Source organism: Streptomyces sp. NPDC001292 (assembly GCF_042896465.1).
In the GTDB taxonomy this organism is placed as follows: Bacteria; Actinomycetota; Actinomycetes; order Streptomycetales; family Streptomycetaceae; genus Streptomyces.
The window spans coordinates 95929-112282 of the sequence record NZ_JBIAXG010000016.1 but is presented as its reverse complement, the minus strand read 5'-3'; the positions used below and the strand labels follow the sequence as shown (position 1 = coordinate 112282).

General features: G+C 69.3%; 18 protein-coding genes and 3 pseudogenes. 13 read left to right on the top strand and 8 right to left on the bottom strand.

The annotated features are described in order from the left end of the window. Positions 1-51: 51 nt before the first annotated feature. The 3 genes and pseudogenes from ACFY4A_RS19005 (at position 52) to ACFY4A_RS18995 (ending at position 3383) form a co-directional block, all read left to right on the top strand. Positions 52-906 (top strand): DUF2637 domain-containing protein, encoded by an 855-nt coding sequence (locus tag ACFY4A_RS19005; protein ID WP_390830547.1) that lies wholly within the window; start codon positions 52-54, stop codon positions 904-906. Between the two features lie 122 nt (positions 907-1028). Continuing rightward, positions 1029-1679, top strand: coding sequence for a plasmid mobilization relaxosome protein MobC (mobC, locus tag ACFY4A_RS19000; protein WP_390830546.1), 651 nt, complete (start codon positions 1029-1031; stop codon positions 1677-1679). Further along, positions 1676-3383 (top strand): annotated as a pseudogene (locus tag ACFY4A_RS18995) (relaxase/mobilization nuclease domain-containing protein). The gene mobC and the pseudogene ACFY4A_RS18995 overlap by 4 nt, the downstream one beginning before the upstream one ends. A 75-nt stretch (positions 3384-3458) precedes the next feature. Here the strand turns inward: ACFY4A_RS18995 and ACFY4A_RS18990 are convergent. Then, positions 3459-4013 carry a flavoprotein gene (locus ACFY4A_RS18990; RefSeq protein WP_390830545.1) on the bottom strand — a complete coding sequence of 185 codons (555 nt, stop codon included), beginning with the start codon at positions 4011-4013 and terminating at the stop codon, positions 3459-3461. Then, entirely contained in the window at positions 4010-5281 is a 1272-nt protein-coding gene (locus tag ACFY4A_RS18985; protein WP_390830544.1) for a helix-turn-helix domain-containing protein, read from the bottom strand. The genes ACFY4A_RS18990 and ACFY4A_RS18985 overlap by 4 nt, the downstream gene beginning before the upstream one ends. Before the next feature lie 175 nt (positions 5282-5456). Here ACFY4A_RS18985 and ACFY4A_RS18980 point away from each other — a divergent pair, with 175 nt between their 5' ends. Genes ACFY4A_RS18980 through ACFY4A_RS18960 form a run of 5 tightly spaced genes read left to right on the top strand, consistent with a single transcriptional unit; the run spans position 5457 to position 9583 of the window. Further along, positions 5457-5894 (top strand): ATP-binding protein, encoded by a 438-nt coding sequence (locus ACFY4A_RS18980; RefSeq protein ID WP_390830543.1) that lies wholly within the window; start codon positions 5457-5459, stop codon positions 5892-5894. 2 nt (positions 5895-5896) lie between these two features. Continuing rightward, entirely contained in the window at positions 5897-7216 is a 1320-nt protein-coding gene (locus ACFY4A_RS18975) for a UDP-N-acetylglucosamine 1-carboxyvinyltransferase (RefSeq protein WP_390830542.1), read from the top strand. Next, positions 7213-8448 (top strand): bifunctional metallophosphatase/5'-nucleotidase, encoded by a 1236-nt coding sequence (locus ACFY4A_RS18970; RefSeq protein WP_390830541.1) that lies wholly within the window; start codon positions 7213-7215, stop codon positions 8446-8448. Before ACFY4A_RS18975 ends, ACFY4A_RS18970 begins: the two co-directional genes overlap by 4 nt. Beyond that, positions 8448-8987, top strand: a complete 540-nt coding sequence (gene dcd / locus ACFY4A_RS18965; RefSeq protein ID WP_390830540.1) for a dCTP deaminase — start codon at positions 8448-8450, stop codon at positions 8985-8987. Before ACFY4A_RS18970 ends, dcd begins: the two co-directional genes overlap by 1 nt. After that, on the top strand, positions 8984-9583 hold the full coding sequence (locus ACFY4A_RS18960) for a hypothetical protein (protein ID WP_390830539.1): 600 nt from the start codon (positions 8984-8986) through the stop codon (positions 9581-9583). Before dcd ends, ACFY4A_RS18960 begins: the two co-directional genes overlap by 4 nt. A gap of 442 nt (positions 9584-10025) precedes the next feature. On the opposite strand, the gene ACFY4A_RS18955 is transcribed toward ACFY4A_RS18960, so the two are convergent. The 3 genes from ACFY4A_RS18955 to ACFY4A_RS18945 form a co-directional block, all read right to left on the bottom strand. Beyond that, positions 10026-10382 carry a cation transporter gene (locus ACFY4A_RS18955; protein WP_390830538.1) on the bottom strand — a complete coding sequence of 119 codons (357 nt, stop codon included), beginning with the start codon at positions 10380-10382 and terminating at the stop codon, positions 10026-10028. A 52-nt stretch (positions 10383-10434) separates the two neighbouring features. After that, on the bottom strand, positions 10435-11073 hold the full coding sequence (locus ACFY4A_RS18950; RefSeq protein WP_390830537.1) for a LysE family translocator: 639 nt from the start codon (positions 11071-11073) through the stop codon (positions 10435-10437). Positions 11074-11364: 291 nt separating this feature from the next. Next, the gene (locus ACFY4A_RS18945) at positions 11365-11895 is read right to left on the bottom strand and encodes a proline dehydrogenase (RefSeq protein ID WP_390830536.1); all 531 of its coding nucleotides are present in this window, start codon (positions 11893-11895) and stop codon (positions 11365-11367) included. A gap of 935 nt (positions 11896-12830) precedes the next feature. On the opposite strand from ACFY4A_RS18945, the pseudogene ACFY4A_RS18940 reads away from it, so the two are divergent. Together ACFY4A_RS18940 and ACFY4A_RS18935 are read left to right on the top strand one after the other, a co-directional pair. Continuing rightward, positions 12831-13025: pseudogene (locus ACFY4A_RS18940) on the top strand (hypothetical protein); the annotation flags it as partial. Positions 13026-13154: 129 nt separating this feature from the next. Continuing rightward, positions 13155-13448 (top strand): putative quinol monooxygenase, encoded by a 294-nt coding sequence (locus tag ACFY4A_RS18935; RefSeq protein ID WP_390830535.1) that lies wholly within the window; start codon positions 13155-13157, stop codon positions 13446-13448. A gap of 18 nt (positions 13449-13466) precedes the next feature. On the opposite strand, the gene ACFY4A_RS18930 is transcribed toward ACFY4A_RS18935, so the two are convergent. Both ACFY4A_RS18930 and ACFY4A_RS18925 read right to left on the bottom strand, forming a co-directional pair. Next, positions 13467-13784, bottom strand: a complete 318-nt coding sequence (locus ACFY4A_RS18930; protein WP_390830534.1) for a hypothetical protein — start codon at positions 13782-13784, stop codon at positions 13467-13469. A gap of 414 nt (positions 13785-14198) precedes the next feature. Beyond that, entirely contained in the window at positions 14199-14330 is a 132-nt protein-coding gene (locus ACFY4A_RS18925; protein ID WP_390830533.1) for a hypothetical protein, read from the bottom strand. Between the two features lie 246 nt (positions 14331-14576). On the opposite strand from ACFY4A_RS18925, the gene ACFY4A_RS18920 reads away from it, so the two are divergent. After that, complete coding sequence (locus tag ACFY4A_RS18920) at positions 14577-14741, top strand: hypothetical protein (RefSeq protein WP_390830588.1); 165 nt, start codon at positions 14577-14579, stop codon at positions 14739-14741. Here ACFY4A_RS18920 and ACFY4A_RS18915 read toward each other — a convergent pair. Beyond that, positions 14734-15672 (bottom strand): GlxA family transcriptional regulator, encoded by a 939-nt coding sequence (locus tag ACFY4A_RS18915; protein ID WP_390830532.1) that lies wholly within the window; start codon positions 15670-15672, stop codon positions 14734-14736. The genes ACFY4A_RS18920 and ACFY4A_RS18915 overlap by 8 nt on opposite strands. A 210-nt stretch (positions 15673-15882) precedes the next feature. Here ACFY4A_RS18915 and ACFY4A_RS18910 point away from each other — a divergent pair. Together ACFY4A_RS18910 and ACFY4A_RS18905 are read left to right on the top strand one after the other, a co-directional pair. Next, positions 15883-16098, top strand: a pseudogene (locus ACFY4A_RS18910) (DJ-1/PfpI family protein); the annotation flags it as partial. Next, the gene (locus ACFY4A_RS18905) at positions 16093-16353 is read left to right on the top strand and encodes a hypothetical protein (protein ID WP_390830585.1); all 261 of its coding nucleotides are present in this window, start codon (positions 16093-16095) and stop codon (positions 16351-16353) included. The pseudogene ACFY4A_RS18910 and the gene ACFY4A_RS18905, both read left to right, overlap by 6 nt. Position 16354: the final 1 nt, after the last annotated feature.

The window sequence follows — 16354 nt, the reverse complement described above, 5'->3', positions numbered from 1 at the left end:
CCGTCTCTCCCTGGAGTACCACGCTTGCCTTCACGCACCACCCAAGCTCCCGTGGCGGCGCTGACTGCCGCGATCCGCCTCGGGGTCGCCCTGGTCGGCGCGATCGGCTTCGCCCTGTCCTATGACGCCCTGCGGCAGATGGCCGTCGCCATCCACGTCCGCGGAGTCCTCACATACGCGTTCCCGCTGGTGATCGACGGGTTCATCGCCATCGGCGTCGCCGCCCTGCTCATCCTGCGCACCGCACCCTGGCGCTCACGCCTGTACGTCTGGGCACGCGTCGGGCTCGCCACGGTCACGAGCATCTGGGCCAACGCCCTGCACGCCATCCGCCTCAACCAGCAGGCACGCACCGCCGGACTGCACCTGGACGACATCACCGTCGGCGCCCTGTCCGCCATCGCCCCTCTCGCGCTCGCCGGCGCGGTCCACCTCGACCTCGTCATCCGCCGCCACCCCACACCCCGCGCCCATGAGGCTGCCGCCACAACGACCCAAACGGTCGGCGACAGCCACAACGGCAGACACAGTGCCGAGCCGCCTGCCCGTTCGGCCGATGAGACCTCCCTGCCGAAGAAGGTGCGGTGCTCGCCCGATGTGGCCGAGCGCGCGAACGTAGCGGAGGCAGCAGTCAAGGTGCCCCAGGCCCCGAAGCCGCTCGCCAAAGAAGGCGGCCACGAACGCGACGCCACCTTCGACGAGCTGCTCGCTATCGCCCGCACCGCACCACTGGGACGCGGGGACCGCGCTTCACGCCGCAACATCGAGGCGGCCATCCGCGCCGCTGGGTACCGCATCGGCAAGGACCGCCTGACCCAGATCAAGGACCACGTGCAGGCCGAACTCGACCAGGCCGCCCGCCGGCGGCAGCCCGAGCCCGACAAGGAACCCGTCGGCGCCCACTGAGTCCGCAGGCACGTCCGTCCCCCTCGCGCTCGACTCCTCCCGCTCGTCCCCGCACAGCCCGCCGCGGGACGAGCGGTCTTGGAGCCATGACCTCTTTCTCACCACGCACGGAGAATCGCCCGATGCACGACCCGCACCACGAAGTGCCAAGCCTGCCGCAGCAGATGACCACTACCGCCACCAGCGCAGCAAGGTATGACGTTGGACCGTCCAAGGGCCGGTCCAACGCGGACACCTCCGCCCCGGGCGTGGCGGAGGACCTCGGGCACCGGGGGGTGCCCGAGGAGGAAACGCCCGCCGGCGCGGCCGAGCAGTCCCCCGCCGCGCTCGCCGACGAAGTCACCCTGCGTCGTATCGCTGGCCGGCGTACCCGCGAGAGCGTCCAGCGCAAAAAGCGTGTCGACGTCCGCTACAGCATCGACGAGAAGACCCGGATCCTCACCCGTGCCCGCAAGATGGGCATCGCCGGCGCCCACCTCGTCGGCGCCGTCATCATGGCCTATCTCGACGGCGATCTCACCGTGGGCCTGGCCGGACAGCGCACCCAGCTCGACGACTGCCTCGACAAGCTCGACGCCCTGCGGGCCCAGGTCGCCAGCATCGGCAACAACGTCAACCAGATCGCCCACCGCCTCAACGCCGGAGGCGATCCGCACCCTGTGGACACCGCTATCCTCGCCCAGACCGAGCGCACCCTGGACGCCGTCCGCGCCGCCATCGGCGACATCGCGCAGACCATGAACCACGCCGTCTCCGCGAAGGCGGCCCGGTGATCGCCAAGATCGGCAGCGGCAAGAGCACCGCCGGCCTGATCCGGTACCTGTTCAACACGAAGAAGGCCAAGGACCACACCGACCCGCACCTGGTCGCCTCCTGGGACGGCTTCGCGCCCGATCCCGGCCGCGCCGACGACTTCGACGCCACAAAGATGCGGCTCGTGGCCGACCTCGACCTGCGGGTCAAGCAAGCCCGCCGACTGGGCAGGGCGCGAGCGGCACGTGTGGCACTGCTCGGTACGTGCGGCGCCCGGCGACCGGTACCTCACCGACGCCGAGTGGGCCGACATCGCCCACCGGATTGTGGCGGCCACCGGCATCGCGCCACAAGGCGATCCCGATGGGTGCCGGTGGGTCGCCGTACGCCACGCAGACGACCACATCCACATCGCCGCCACCAAGGTCCGAGGCGACCTGCGCACCGCCCGCCACTGGAACGACTACCTCACCGCGGACAAGGAACTCGCGGCCATCGAGAAGGAATACGGCCTGAAGCGGGTGGTGCGCGGCGACCGCACCGCCGCCCAGCGCCCCACCCGCGCCGAGACGGAGAAGGCCCGCCGCGCCGGCAAGACCAAGACCTCCCGCGAACGCCTGCGCACCACCGCCCGCCAACTGGTCTCCATCGCCACCAGCCCCGAAGACTTCCTCCACCTGCTCGACGGCGTCGAGGACATCCTCGTCAACGTCCAGCACTTCCCCTCCGGCGACGTGCGCGGCTACAAGGTCGCCGCGGAAGGCGACACCAACACCGCCGGCGAGCCGATCTGGTTCTCCGGCGCCAAACTCGCCCCCGACCTGTCCTTCCCCAAGATCGCGGAACGCCTCACCGCCGTCGAGGCCCCGTCCGTCTCGCAGGCGGGCAGCCGGCGCAGGCCCAACCCCTGGCACCAGGCCGCCGCCGCAACCGAGCGCATCCGCCACCACCTCGACCACGGCGACGACGCAGCCGCCCAGGCCCACATCGCGGCCTTCGGCGAAGCCATAGACGTCCTGCCGCTGCTCGCCCCCAGCCACCTGCGGCCACACCTGCAGCAGGCCGCCATCGTCTTCGAACGCGCCACCCGCTCCCGCATCCGCGCTCAGCAGGACCAGGCCCGCGCCCTGCGGAGCGCAGTCCGCGCCCTGCGCACCGCACCGGTCACCGGCGACGGCTCCGGGCTGGCCATGTTCCTCGACATCGCCGTCCTCGTCGTCATCGCCACAGCCCGCTGGCACCAAGGCCGCCGGCACGACCAGCAGGTCGCCGCCGCCCACCACGCCCTGGTCCATCTCCAAGCCGCCTACCAACAGGCTGCTGCCGAGCCGCTGGCCGCCCTGGCCCAGCGCCAGCCACCCGCCCGCACCATGGAACGCCACGCCCAGCGCATCATCGCGATCCTGCCCGACCACGCCCAACAGGTCCTCGACGACCCCGCCTGGCCCGCACTGGCCACCGCCCTGACCGAAGCCGAGACCACCGGCCACCACCCCGAACAGCTCCTCCAGCACGCCGCACGGCAGCGCACCCTGGACGACGCCCGGTCCACCGCCAGAACCCTCACCTGGCGCATCCAACGCCTCGCTGCCCGGCAGGCCCCCAGCGATCGAGCACGAGCCGCCCAAGCTCGTACGTGGGCGACACCACGACCGGCACACTCCGGCCAAACGCGGCCGAGCCCGTCACAGCCTGGGCCTGCGGCCCCCACGCGACACCGGTAATTCCGGCACTAACGGCCTCGCGTCTCGAGGCCGTCAGCCATCGGGATACACCTTCTTGCCAAGTGACGGACGGAGTCACCGCGCCGTGCTGACCATAGGCTCCAGCAAGTCCAGTGCTTCCTCCCAGCTAAAGCGCTCCGCCGCGCCGCCGGCCCTCGGCCGGTGCGGTTCGCAGGAACCGATCAGGACACCCATCGCCCGCAGCCGGTCCAGGCTCTGCTGGTAGGCGGGGTGGGCGGCCTGGGCGGAGTTCAGGTAGGGCAAAGCCACGGTCGGGATCCGCATCCCGTACGCCTCGCACAGAATGCCCAGGGCGAGGGTGTCGGAGATCCCGGCGGCCCACTTGTTGATCGTGTTGAACGTGGCGGGAGCCACGGCGATCGCGTCCGCCGGGGGCAGGGGGCGCGGGTCTCCCGGTGAACGCCAGGCGGAGCGGATCGGGTAACCGGTCTGTGCCTCGATCGCCGTGGCGTCGATGAAGCCAAATCCCTGCGGTGTGGCGATGACGCCGACATCCCAGTTCGCCTCCTGGGCGGCTGTGATCAGCTTGCCGACGTCACGGGCCACGCCCGCCGCGCACACGACGACGTACAGGAAGGGCTTCTTGTCCGGGGCGGTCGGTTCGGTCACGCGGGGACTCCCAGTTGGCGGCTGAAGCGGTGCAGTTCCGGCAGGGTACGTCGGCGGTCGCGGGCGGCCATGTCGGCGACCAGGTTGCGGACGTCGGGGCGGCGGATGTCCTGGGCGGCGCAGGTCTCGGCGATCCTCAGGGCTTGGTAGCCGTCGGCGAGGCGGCCCTGCTGGCTGTAGGCGCGGGCCGCTTCGACCCACAGTGCGGCCCGGCGTTCGGGGACCGGGATGTGCCGGCGCATGAGGGGCCGGGCCGCCTGGAGGGCGAGGCCGGCGTCGCCGAAGGCCACCAGAGCGCTCAGCTCGTGGAGGGCGACGTTGGTCGGGCTGAAGGTGGCCCAGACGTCGGGCCGGTCAAGAGTGACGTACCGCGAGACTTCTTTCGCCTCGGTGAGGAAGTCCTTCGTGGCCGCGCGATCACCACGACTGCTGGCCGCGGTCACACCGCGCAGGAGCAGCAGTCCGACGGCGGCGAGGTACTTCGGTGAACGCCGGTCGTAGGAGCCGGTGAGCTGGTCCGCGGTGTGCCGGACCAGGGTGACGGCCTCTGTGGCGTGCTTCTCGCGGACCAGGACGTGGGCTTGGACACGGACGCTGGAGGCGAGAACGACCGGGTCGCCTGAGCGTTCGGCTTCTGCCATCGCCCGGCCGACGGCGAGCCATGCGTTGCCCTGGTCGTGCTGCTTGAGCAGCAGGCTCGTCGCCGTCTGGTACGCCGTGGCCAGGAGCCGGGACACGGTATCCCTGTCCGTCGCATCACCGGCCCCCAGTCGCAGGTCGGCGATCAGGCTCGGGAGGGTGCGTTCCAGCTCTGTGTAGTGGCAGGTGTGGAAAAGCCTGAGTGCTGATCCGACGCGTTCGTACAGGACGACCGTGTCCTGGGGGCTACCGGTGCCTGCAGGGCCGGGACCGGGCAGGAGGGCATGGACGAGGGGGGTGTGCGAGGCCGAAGAGCCGGCCGGGGCCGCGAGCGCTGCGATGCTCGCGGCGAGGAAGGTGCGACGGTGCATGTCGTCAGCTTCTTGATCAGCGGCGGAGACGTCCTGAGATGGGGCGAGGCCCAACTCATGAGATGGGATGTTCAGTTCCTGCGCGATGGCGCGTAGTACGCGGATGTCCTCCGTGCCGCGGCCGCTCTCCAGACGGCTCACCTTGGACTGGTGATACCCGAGCGCTGCGGCCACGTCGTGCTGTGAACGCCGCTGTAACACCCGTGCCCGACGGATCCGTTCTCCGATCCGTCTCGCTTCCCCATGTGCATCGGACATCTGCCACGGCTCCCTCCGCCGTCGCTGATCCTGCCTGCTCAATCGAGCATAGATCAGCCGTAGTTGGCGGTGATGCAGCTCATGCATAAGTCATGCAGCGCCAGCGTCAGGGCTCACCACTCACGGCGACGGGCTGGTTGCTTGGTGTGGCCGCACCTACACCGGGAGGCCGCTCATGGAAGCGCACCAGCTCGCTCTCTCCCTACCCGCGACGCCCGCCACAGCAAGCGAGGCCCGGCACCAGGCCGTGGACGCAATAGCGGGCTGGGGCTCGGGACTGGGCACCGAGGTGGTGCACACAGCCGAACTGCTGGTCAGCGAGCTCGTCACCAACGCGGTCCAGTACGCCGGCACCGGTTCCGTCTCGCTCGTGGTCTGTCTCGACGAGGCCGTCCTGCGGATCGAGATCTGCGACACGAGCCCGGTGCTGCCGCAGCCGGCTCCGCCCGACGCGGACAGCGAGGGCGGCCGGGGCCTGTTCCTCGTCACCGCTCTCGCCGACCGGTACCACGCCGAACCGACCGAGACCGGCAAGCGCTGCTGGGCCGAAATCGACCTGCCCAGCAAACCCAGCCAGGAAATCGCCTGTTTCCTTCCCTTCCAGAGGAGTTGATGATGACGACCACCCACGCCCCCGGCGTGGCCGCCGAGGTGATCGCCGTACGCCCAGGGCCGCCCCTCGCCGGCACCGTGAGCGTCGACGGGTCCAAGAACGCCGCTCTGCCACTCCTGGCCACCGCGGCAGCCCTCGGTCGCCCGGTCCGGCTGAGCAACGTCCCGGACAGCACCGACGTCCAGATCATGCTCACTCTGCTGCAACGGGCAGGGTGGCATGTCGCGCAGCCCGTCGGAGAACTGACCACCTATGTGATCCTGCCGACGGAGTCATCTCGGGGACTGCCCGATCTGGCGCAGGCAGCCCACATCCGAGCCTCGTACTACCTCGTCCCCGCCCTGCTCGCGCGTTACGGACAGGCGCGGCTGCCCTGGCCGGGCGGCTGCCGGATCGGTGCGCGCGGGATGGATCTGCACTTCAAGGTGTACGAGGCGTTCGGCGACCGCAGCCGGCAGAACAGCTCCGGTTACGGCATCGAGGCACTCACCTCTCACACCGGCACCGTCTCCATCACACTGCCGTTCCGCTCTCGCGGTGCGACCGTGGCCGCGACACTGCGCGCCCTCACAACCGGCCGCCCCTTACGGCTGGGCCAGCCCAACCTCTCGCCCGAAGTCCTGAGCGTGCTCGACGCCCTGAGTTCCGTGGGCTGGGAGACGCGCGCCAGCGAGCATGTACTCACTCTCTCACCGCCCTCCTCGTCGCCGACTGCTCCCGCTGCCTGGACAGTGCCCGGAGACAAGATCGAGGCAGCCACGCTGGCCTGCGCGATCGCCGCGACGCGCGGTACTGCCCGTATCAATGGCGTGCAGGGCAAGGACGTAGGCCCGTTCATGGCTGCCCTTCATCAGCTCGGCATCCCCGTGGACGCGGAGCCGGACCGCCTTACCGTCCGCGCCCAGGAGGCAGTCCCCACTGGTCGTCCCCTGCGGGCCATCGCCTCCCTGAGCCCGGCCGGCTTGGACGCCGACTTCGAACCACCGCTCATGGCACTCGCCCTCGGACTGCCCGGTACACATCTGTTCGCCGACGCCATCAATCCCGGCCGCCACGGCAACCTGCTGCCACAGCTGACCCGTCTGGGCGCCGAGATCGAGGAGATCTCCCCCACCGAATGCCGCCTGACGGGGCCCCAACTACTCACGGGCGCGGGCGTTGAAGCCACCGACATCCGCACCGGGTCCGCCCTCATGGTCGTCGGCCTCACGGCCCGAGGCGTCACCACCATCGGCGGCCTCGACCAGTTGCGCCGCGGCCACGCCGACTTGTCCGGCAAGCTGCGCGCCCTGGGTGCCGACATCTGCGAGGTCACCCCATGACCACCGACGGCCGGAACTTGCGCCAGATCGTTGCCACGACGGACGTCCACTCCGCCTTCGGCAACGCCGCACCGTTTCTAACCCACCTCCACGCGCTGCGCCCGACCTCGCTCATCGTGGACTGCGGCGACTTCTTCGAAGGCAGCGGGTATTACCGCCTCGCTCGCGGCACGATCGAGCGGGAGATCCTGCTCGGGCTGTACGACGTGCTGGCCCCTGGCAACCACGGCTGGCCCCACCACTTCGAACCCGACCTTCACCGGCGCACTGTCTGCGCCAACGCCGTCGATGCCAACACCGGCGACGCTCTGTTCCGCCGCCTGTACATCGCCGACATCGATGGACGGCGCGTCGGCGTAACCGCTGTGATCGGTCGGCAAGCCTTCCACTCGATCCCGGCCGCCGAGCGAACCGGCCACTGCGTCACCGATCCCCTCCAGGCCCTGCGCGAGGTGATTCTCGCCCACCACCACGAGGTGGACAGCTGGGTCCTGCTCAGCCACTCCGGCTTCGAAGAGGACCGGGAACTCGCGGCGGCCTGTCCCTTCCTCGACGTGGTCTTCGCAGGGCACTGCCACAGCGATCAGTACGGGCCGGTCCGAGTCGACGGCACCCTGGTCGTCAAGGGCCAGGAACTCGCCGGCGGCTATGCGATCGCCATGCCCGTGGGTACGGGATGGGGTGCGGGCACCACATCCTTCCCCGATCGGGCCCCGAGCATCATTCCGACGGAGCTTGCGGATCTGCGCTCCCGCATCGAAGACGTCAAGCAGCAGCTGGCCGACGTCCTCGGCCCGATCAGTCCGGCCTACCGCCACCAGGCCCTCGATCGGCGCAGCCTGCTCCTGGACCTCACCGCCCGGCTGCGTACGGGGCTCGGCGCAGACGCGGTCATCCTCAACGAGACGGCGCTACGCGCCGTACCCCTCGGCGGCAACCTCACCCAGGGCGACCTGCTCTCCATCGAGCCGTTCGGTAACCAGCTGGTGCACGCCCACGTGCCGGATCCGGCCCGTGGGGACCTCCCCGGCCTGATTTCAGCTCTGACCCCCCAGACCGGCCCGCTCGTCACCGCACCCGATCCCTTGCCGGACGCCGTCACCACCGTGCTGACCACCGACTACCTCGCCGACACCTACCTCGGCGAGCGCACGCACGAGGCCGGCCTGCGTCTGGACCAGGCCGTCCAACACGTCCTCACCGCTCCCGACACCGCCGAAGGAGGTAGGTAATGATCCTCACCGGCCCGGAGATCACCGCTGCCGCTCACGACGGCCGCCTCCACATCACCCCGTTCGCCGCCGATCAGGTCAACCCCAACAGCTACAACGTGCGTCTGGGGCCCACCCTGATCACCTACACAGGCCCCGTCTTGGACGCCCACCGGCCCAACCCCACCCGCGAAACCACCATCGGCCCGGACGGGCACATCCTCCAGCCGGGCGAGCTCTACCTCGGCCACACCCTCGAAGAGGTCGGCTCCGACACCTTCGTGCCGCTGCTGTTCGGCCGCTCCTCCGTCGGACGTCTCGGCCTGTTCGTCGAGATCACCGCCCCCATCGGCGACATCGGCTTCCACGGCCAGTGGACGCTCATGCTCACCCCGATCCGACCTCTGCGCGTGTACGCCGGCATGAAGATCGGGCAGATCATGTTCTTCGTATCCACCGGCGCCGTGGACCTCTACCGCGGCAAATACCAAGCCGCCACAGGACCGCAGCCCTCCGCCTACTGGCGAGACCTCGCCCGACTCCAGGTGGTGGCATCGTGATCCTCACCGGTCCCGCCATCGCCGCCGCCGTCCAGGCCGGCGAGATCACCATCGAGCCGTACGAGCCCAGCCGCGTCTCCCCCAACGCCTACGACTGGCGGCTGGGCGCCACCATCCGCGTCTGCGACGGCGACCTCGACGCCGCAACGCCAGAACGGCCACACCGTCACCGCGGAACTCTTCACCGACACCCGACCGGGAGCCCACCCGTGCTGATGGACAAGCCCGCCCGCGGCTACTGGTGCGAGTGCTGGACGGAACGCCTCGGGGAGACGACAGAGGGGCCGGCCCTTCACGCCTCCTTCGACGCATACTCGGCACCCCAGGCAGACAGATGGGTAGTGGTCGCCCTCCGCACGATCTCACCGGCACTCGACTCCGACGCCTCGGACGAAGCATGGGCATGGCTCCACGACGGCCGCACCGAAACGAGGCGTGCCCTACTGCGTCAGGAGCCCTGCACGGTGTCCATCACCCACGCCGACACCCGCATCACCTGGACCATCCGGCCAGTGCTCTTCCTACCGCTCGCTCACCGTCGGGGCGTCGAACTCCCAGCTTGTGCGCACGACTTCAAGCCCCACGCCACAGACTGAGTTACAACTTTCTCTACTGGTTCAAGGCCCGCGCACGGCGCGGGCGCGCGCCGCCTCTGCGGCGCGGCCTGCCTCCTGTCTTCGCCCCGGCTGGCCGCGCCCGGCGGCGCGCTGCGTGCAAGCGGGCAAGCGCGGGACGTCATCCGCAGGCACAAGATGATGCCTCCGGCGGGGGATCGGCCGGCACCGGGATGGAGGGGGCGCCGTTCCCGACTGCGGGCCCATCGTGGCGTGTGTGAGGGGCTCCCATCCCGTCCACCGTCGACCCAGGCAGAGCCGAGCAGACGCGGTCCATGGCATCCAGGTCGTTCGTACAGTGGCGCGCTCCACCTGGACGCCATGAACCACGCCCGCTCCACGGTGTGTGGGTCGACGGCAGACGGGATGGAGCTGGGGTGAGTGGTGGGTTGGGGGCGGGAGGTATGGGGCAAGTCAGTGCAGGTCAGCGGCAGGCGCAGTCAGGGCGGCATCCGCACGCGTCCGATGACGGATCGACCTGTGTCATCCTCGCGGGCGGCGTTGCACAACAGCCCTTGCCCTGCCAGGCGTCGCGGCCTTCCTTGACGGCGACGGCGGCGATGACAAGGGCGGCGATGGGGTCCGCCCAAGACCAGCCGAGGGTGGCGCTCAGGACCAGGCCGACCAGGAGCACGGCCAAAAGATAGGTGCACAACAAGGTCTGCTTGGAGTCGGCGACGGCGGAGGCCGAGCCGAGCGCGCGTCCGGCCTTGCGCTGGGCCGCGGAAAGGAACGGCATGATCGCCAGGGATAGGGCCGCGAGCACGACGATCGCGTCCATCTTGATCTGGGTCCGGTGCTGAGCAGGTCGCTGGACCCTGACCTTCGGATCGTCAGTTGCTGAGTGCCAGCCTGATACCGAAGATGCCGATGACGGTGCCGGTGATCCGGTCGAGCAGACGGCGAGCCTGGGGCTTGCGGAGCCACCCCTGCAGGACACGAGCGAAGCCGATGAGGACGGCAGACCAGAGCAGACCGATCAGGATATGCACCATGGTGAGCAGGAGCCCCATGGTGAAGTGGCCAGTGCCTGGAGGGATGAACTGAGGCAGGACGGCGACGTAGAAGGCGCCCATCTTCGGGTTCAGGAGGTTGGTGAGCGTCCCCTGCCGCCAGCCGCCGCTGACCGAGTCCGCGCTGGCGGCCAGAACAGAGTCGTCTGTGTCTGCCGCAGGCAGCCCCCGGAAGGTGTCCCGGAGCATGCGGAACCCCATCCAGATCAGGTAAGCGGCGCCGATCCAGCGCAACGCGGTGTAAGCGAGATGAGAGGCCGTGAGAAGCGCGGTCACTCCGATGGAGGTGAACGCACCCCACACCAGGGTGCCGGTCTGGATTCCGAGGACGACACCCCAGGCTCTCCTGCGCCGGCCAAGGGCCGACGTGCGCAAGATCAGCGCCGTATCGAGTCCGGGAGTCAGAGTGAGAAGCCCTACAACTAGGGCGAAGGACCACAGAGCGGAGCTTATTGCCATGGAATGCCAGCTTACCCCGCCGGATCGTCTGCTTCGCCAGCAGGTCCGGCGGATCTTCCAGAGAGATAGGCCCAGGCCGTGTACCGCAAATGAACCTTGAGCGTTAGGTGATCGCGGTTCATGGCGCGGGGAGATCTCACGGATGAACAACGGGCGGTACTGGAGCCGTTGTTGCCGAAGGGGACGAGGGCGGGACGGCCACCCGTCTGGCCCCGGCGGCAACTGGTCGACGGCATACAGATCGTCGGCACTCCTGACTTTGCTTCAAGGCCCCGCCGAGCGACCAAACGACTAGGAGACGCGTATCCGACTGTCGCCGAGGACGTCCGCAGCCGCTACGCGGAGACCTTTCACCGCCTGGTACAGCAGGTGCTCCCGCTCAGCGGCGAGTGCGGAGTCCGCGGCCTTGCGGGATGTGTCACCCGCATGGGCATCACGCACCATTCGCCGCATGACCTCGGCCAGGGCGTCGGCCGCATGCACCGCGCGATAGAGCGCCTCCACCACGGACTGCGGACCTTCGAGGATGACGAACTCGGCAGCCCGGTGAACGCCGCGGACCTGGGCGTAGAAACGCTCCATCTTCTCGTCAACTTCCCGCATGTCCGGTCGGTCTGCCCGCAGGGCGTCGCGCACCACATCCAGGGCGACATCGCGGTCGTACACCGCGGCCAGGTAGTTCGCGTAGGCGTCCCGGCGGTGCTGCCGGCGCCATTGAGCGAACTGCGAGCGCGCAGCCGCGCGCCCGGTGACCATCGCGGAGCCGAGGGTGGCGAGTGAGCCCACGGCGGCGCCGAGCAGTGCAGCCAGTCCAGCGTCCATGGTCCCATTCTGCCGATGGCCAGGCCCTGGTTGGCAGGCAGCTTCAGCGGCTGTCGTATCAGGCTGACATCCACGGATGACATCAACGACGCGGGACACCAGCACACTTGCGTGCCCCTGGGCGGACTACGCCACCGCAGAACTCTGCGGGCGGAGCGAACGCGGATCGAACTCCTAAAGCGGGTGTCGCAGGTTCGAATCTTGCCGGGGGCACAACGCGTTACCGCTCTGACCTGCATCGGAGCATCAGAAAGGCCCCTCGGGAGTAATCTCCGGGGGGCCTTTTGACCTGCATGGGAACGCGCCGTCGGGCAGCGTCCTCCGTGGGGACGTCGCCGCCGTCTTCCGTGGGAACGCCAGGCGTCTCCCCCGGTTTCGTCCCCCTCCCTCACGGCCACCGCTGGCACACCCCCGTCCACATCGGCGCCCTCGAACCCGACAAGGACACCGGCGTCGTCCTCTATAACGCCAACAGCGACCGCCTGCTACCCGTCTTCGACACCAAGCCCCTCTCCGTCGGCCACCGGCCGTGGGAAGAGACCTTCGACAGCGCACTGTCCGAGGTGATGGCCGAGTCGACGCCGGCGACAGGCAACCCACTGCCGACTGCGGCCCGGAAGCGCACACCCAGCCGCAGGACACCGGTGAGGACAGGGAACACACGGCCTGTACCGAGCCTGCGCACGTCCCCGAGACCACGCCCGAACCCGAGCCGCAGGCCCCGGCCGAGCCCACCGCCAAGGCCGACCCCCCCGGCCGCCGACGACGAGCCCAAGCCGCGCCCGGCCCGTAAGCGCAGCGCCGCCGAGCCCGCCACCTCCTGACCCACCAAACCAGCCCCATGTATCTGGTGACCTACGGGCTCGGCGCCCTCGTCGTCGCGCCAGAGTGCGCCGCTGACCTCGACGACGAGACCCGAGCCCTCAGCGAGACCGTCTCAATGGCTAGGCCGCCACCGTTGGACCGTGGAGCGTACGGTGGCATGGCTGTCCGGGTGCCGCCGCCTGCACCGCCGCTACGAGCGCAAAGCCGATCATTTCCTGGCCTTCGCCGACATCCCTGCAGCCCTCATCTGCTACCGCCGATTCGCTCACCAGCGAACATACTCGTCAAAAGAGAGCCCGACCTGATCGTGCGACACCACGGGCCGGGCGATGAGTTTCGCGGATGTCGGAAGTCCATACACATGGGTTGCAGCTATTCGGCCGCCCCTTGCTGGGGGCTACGTCCCTGGGGATGCGAGAGGAGGGAAGAGCAGCATGTCGGTGATCGTTGCCGGTAAGTTGTATGTGGATCCCAAGGACAGGGACCGCTTCGTCGAGGGGCACCGCCCCATCGTGGAGGCGGCCCGCAGTCACCCAGGCTGCCTCGACTTGTCCATCTCGCCCGACCCGATGGAGCCGGGCCGCGTGAACAACTTCGAGCACTGGGAGTCGCAGGAGGCCCTCGACGCCTTCCGGGCGGTGGCACCGCGTCCCTCGGTATCCGTCGACATCAAGGACGCCCAGGTACTCAAGCACGAGATCTCGCGTACCGGGCCGCCCTTCGACTGATGGATTCCGCCGGAGACGTCACCCTCGCCCGTAGTGCAATCGTCTGGCGAGGGCGTTGCGGTGATCCGAAAGGATGCTCTGGTCGCGCGCGACGCGGCCAAATGAGATCGGCTCTTGTCCGCCACTCCTCGGCCACACCTCGGGCCCACCGCCATGCCACTCGATGAGGGGCGACTCGACCACATCCAACTCGTCCCAGCCCTCCAACCCGGCCAGCTGAAGGAGCATCGCCAGATCGTGCAGGCTGTACGCCATGCCCAGGATCTCGCCGTCGGCCCGGACCCGCCGACCGCCGGTCTCGGAGGGCGGGGACACGATCACACGAGGCTCTGCCATGCCCCCAGCCTCACTCGAGGCTTCCAGGCCCGCATCCCACGGTCCCCCGGGCGGACCTGCCGCCACCTTCACCGGGGCCGCGGGCGTCGCCCGAGCCGTCCCGGACGTCGTGGGACACGTAGCTGCCAGGGTTCACCCAACGCCGCTGCGCCGCCGACGACCCGACCGCTTCCCGCGAGTCCCTGCGCGCCCCGGACGAGCGGTTCGCCCAGGCCGCCGAGGTCCTCCACCTCTGGGACCTTGAGGATCTCGACGCACGGTCATCGTTCCCATGCTCACGACGGTCGCGACACCGCCGTCCCCCCTCCCATTACATGATCGATCTATCACGTGCACCCCTGGCGAGTAAGCCGGAGACCCCGACACGCCCATCGCGCGGATCGGGACAGACGAGGCGAATCGAATACAGCTCCGTCACGCTGCGTGGATATCCGGTCTGACCTCCACGATGATGTCCGCGTCCGTCTCGTCGCCCTCCTCGTCGCGCCAGAGGAAGACCCGGACGTGCTTCGCCCGCGGAAAGCCGCGCATCTTCCACTCGGTCATCAGGTCGGCGACGACGAGGGCGACGGCAAACTGGGCGCCCTCGCTCGAATCGGCAGCTGTGATCGCGCCCCGCCACCGTTCGAAGTCGCTGCCTTAGGGGCGCCATCCCTTTGAGCCGTGCGGCTCGAATACCCGGTACACCCAGAGTATGAGAACTCATGTGAGCCAGGACGTCGGCTGGCAGGGTCCGCGATATGACGCGTGGCAGAGGGGCGCTGACGGGCCTGCATCTCTTCTTGTCTCTCCTTGCGATATGCGGCGCTACCGACGTGGTGCGAAGGCGGCGCTGCCGGAAGGCTGCTGCCCGCCGCCGAGCGGCTCGGCGAACTCCTGGGCGCCCCCGTGGCGTTCGCCCAGGACACCGTCGGCCCGGCCGCCCACGACGCCGCGACCACAAGAGGTGTCAGCTGAAGGTACGGCGGTAGGTGTTCGGGCTGACGCCGGTCATGCGTTTGAAGCGGTCACGGAAGGCGGTGGGCGACCCGAAGCCGACCTGGTCGGCGATGCGCTCGACGGAGTGGCTCGTGGTCTCCAGGAGGTGCTGGGCCTGGCGGATACGGGCGCGGTGCAGCCACTGGAGCGGGGTGGTGCCGGTCTGCTCGCGGAAGCGGCGGATCAGGGTCCGGGTGCTCATTCCGGCATGGGCCGCGATGTCGGCAAGGCTGAGGTCGCGGCCCAGGTTGTCCTGCAGCCAGGTCAGCAGGGGTTCGAGGGTGGAGCCCTGTGGCGTGGGCACGTAGTCGTGGACGATGAACTGCGCCTGCCCACCCTCGCGTTCGAGAGGCATGACGGAGAGGCGCGCCGCGTGGGCGGCCACGGCCGATCCGTAGTCGCTGCGGATCATGTGCAGGCACAGGTCCAAGCCCGCGGCGGCGCCGGCAGAGGTGAGGATCTGCCCATTGTCGACGTACAGGACGTCCGGGTCCACCGTGACGGCCGGGTAGGCGTTGGCCAGGGGGCTGGCCGCGATCCAGTGGGTGGTGGCCCGCAGGCCGTCGAGGAGCCCGGTGGCAGCCAGGGGAAAGGTGCCCGAGCAGATGGAGGCGATCCGCGTGCCCTCCGCGGCCGCCGCGCGCAACGCGTCCTGGACAGCAGGCGTGAGCGGGGCAGCGGGGGCCGCCGTACCGGGCACGATGACCGTGTCCGCGCCCTTGAGCCCCTCAAGACCCCACGGCGCGCGCAGGGTGAAGGCGCCCGCGTCGATCTCCGGCCGTTCGGCGCAGACGCGGATCTGATAGCCCGGGCGCCCGTCCGGGAGGCGGGTGCGGGTGAAGACCTCGATCGGGGTGGACAGGTCGAACGGGATCACCTGGTCCAGGGCGAGAACAGCGACGGTGTGCATGGCGAGAACATATCTGTCCGCCGAATGGGAGAACCCGGTTCTGGTCCCTGATATGTGTCGTCCGTCCAAGCTCAGAGGCCCTCGTGGGGGCCTTGGCAGTATCCCGTTGAAGAGTGTCACTCATGCCACTGGGGGACGGGAAGGCGACCACATACCTTCGGAGGCGTCCCCGGCACCGGACCGGTTTGCCCTCACGCGAAGGAACTCTCCATGCACGCCCAGATGGTCCTGTTCGACGGTTTCGATCCGCTCGACGTCGTCGCCCCCTACGAAGTGCTGTACGCCGGCGGTACCGCATCCGCGGGCGCGGTGAGCGTGGAACTGGTCTCCGCGGAAGGGGCGCGCGAGGTGGTCAGCGGAACCGGGGGCCTGACGCTGCGCGCCACGGCCACTCTCGACCCCTCGCGCGCGGGCCTTGCCGTGGTCGATCTCCAGCGGGAGGCCGGGGTCCTGACCGGCGTCGCCCACAGGACGGGCGAGGAGGTCCCGCTCGGCGATGTCGTCCTCCACGGCGACCGGCTGACATGGAATCAGGCCATCACCAAGCCCCTGCGGCTGAACCTGGCCTTCGACATGACGGTCGAGGGCGACACCTTGAAGGGGACCTCCAAGGCCGGGTGCCTTCCGGCCTCGAAGGTCACCGACGAGCGGCGCACGGTTCGAACGGCGACGGAACGCTGAC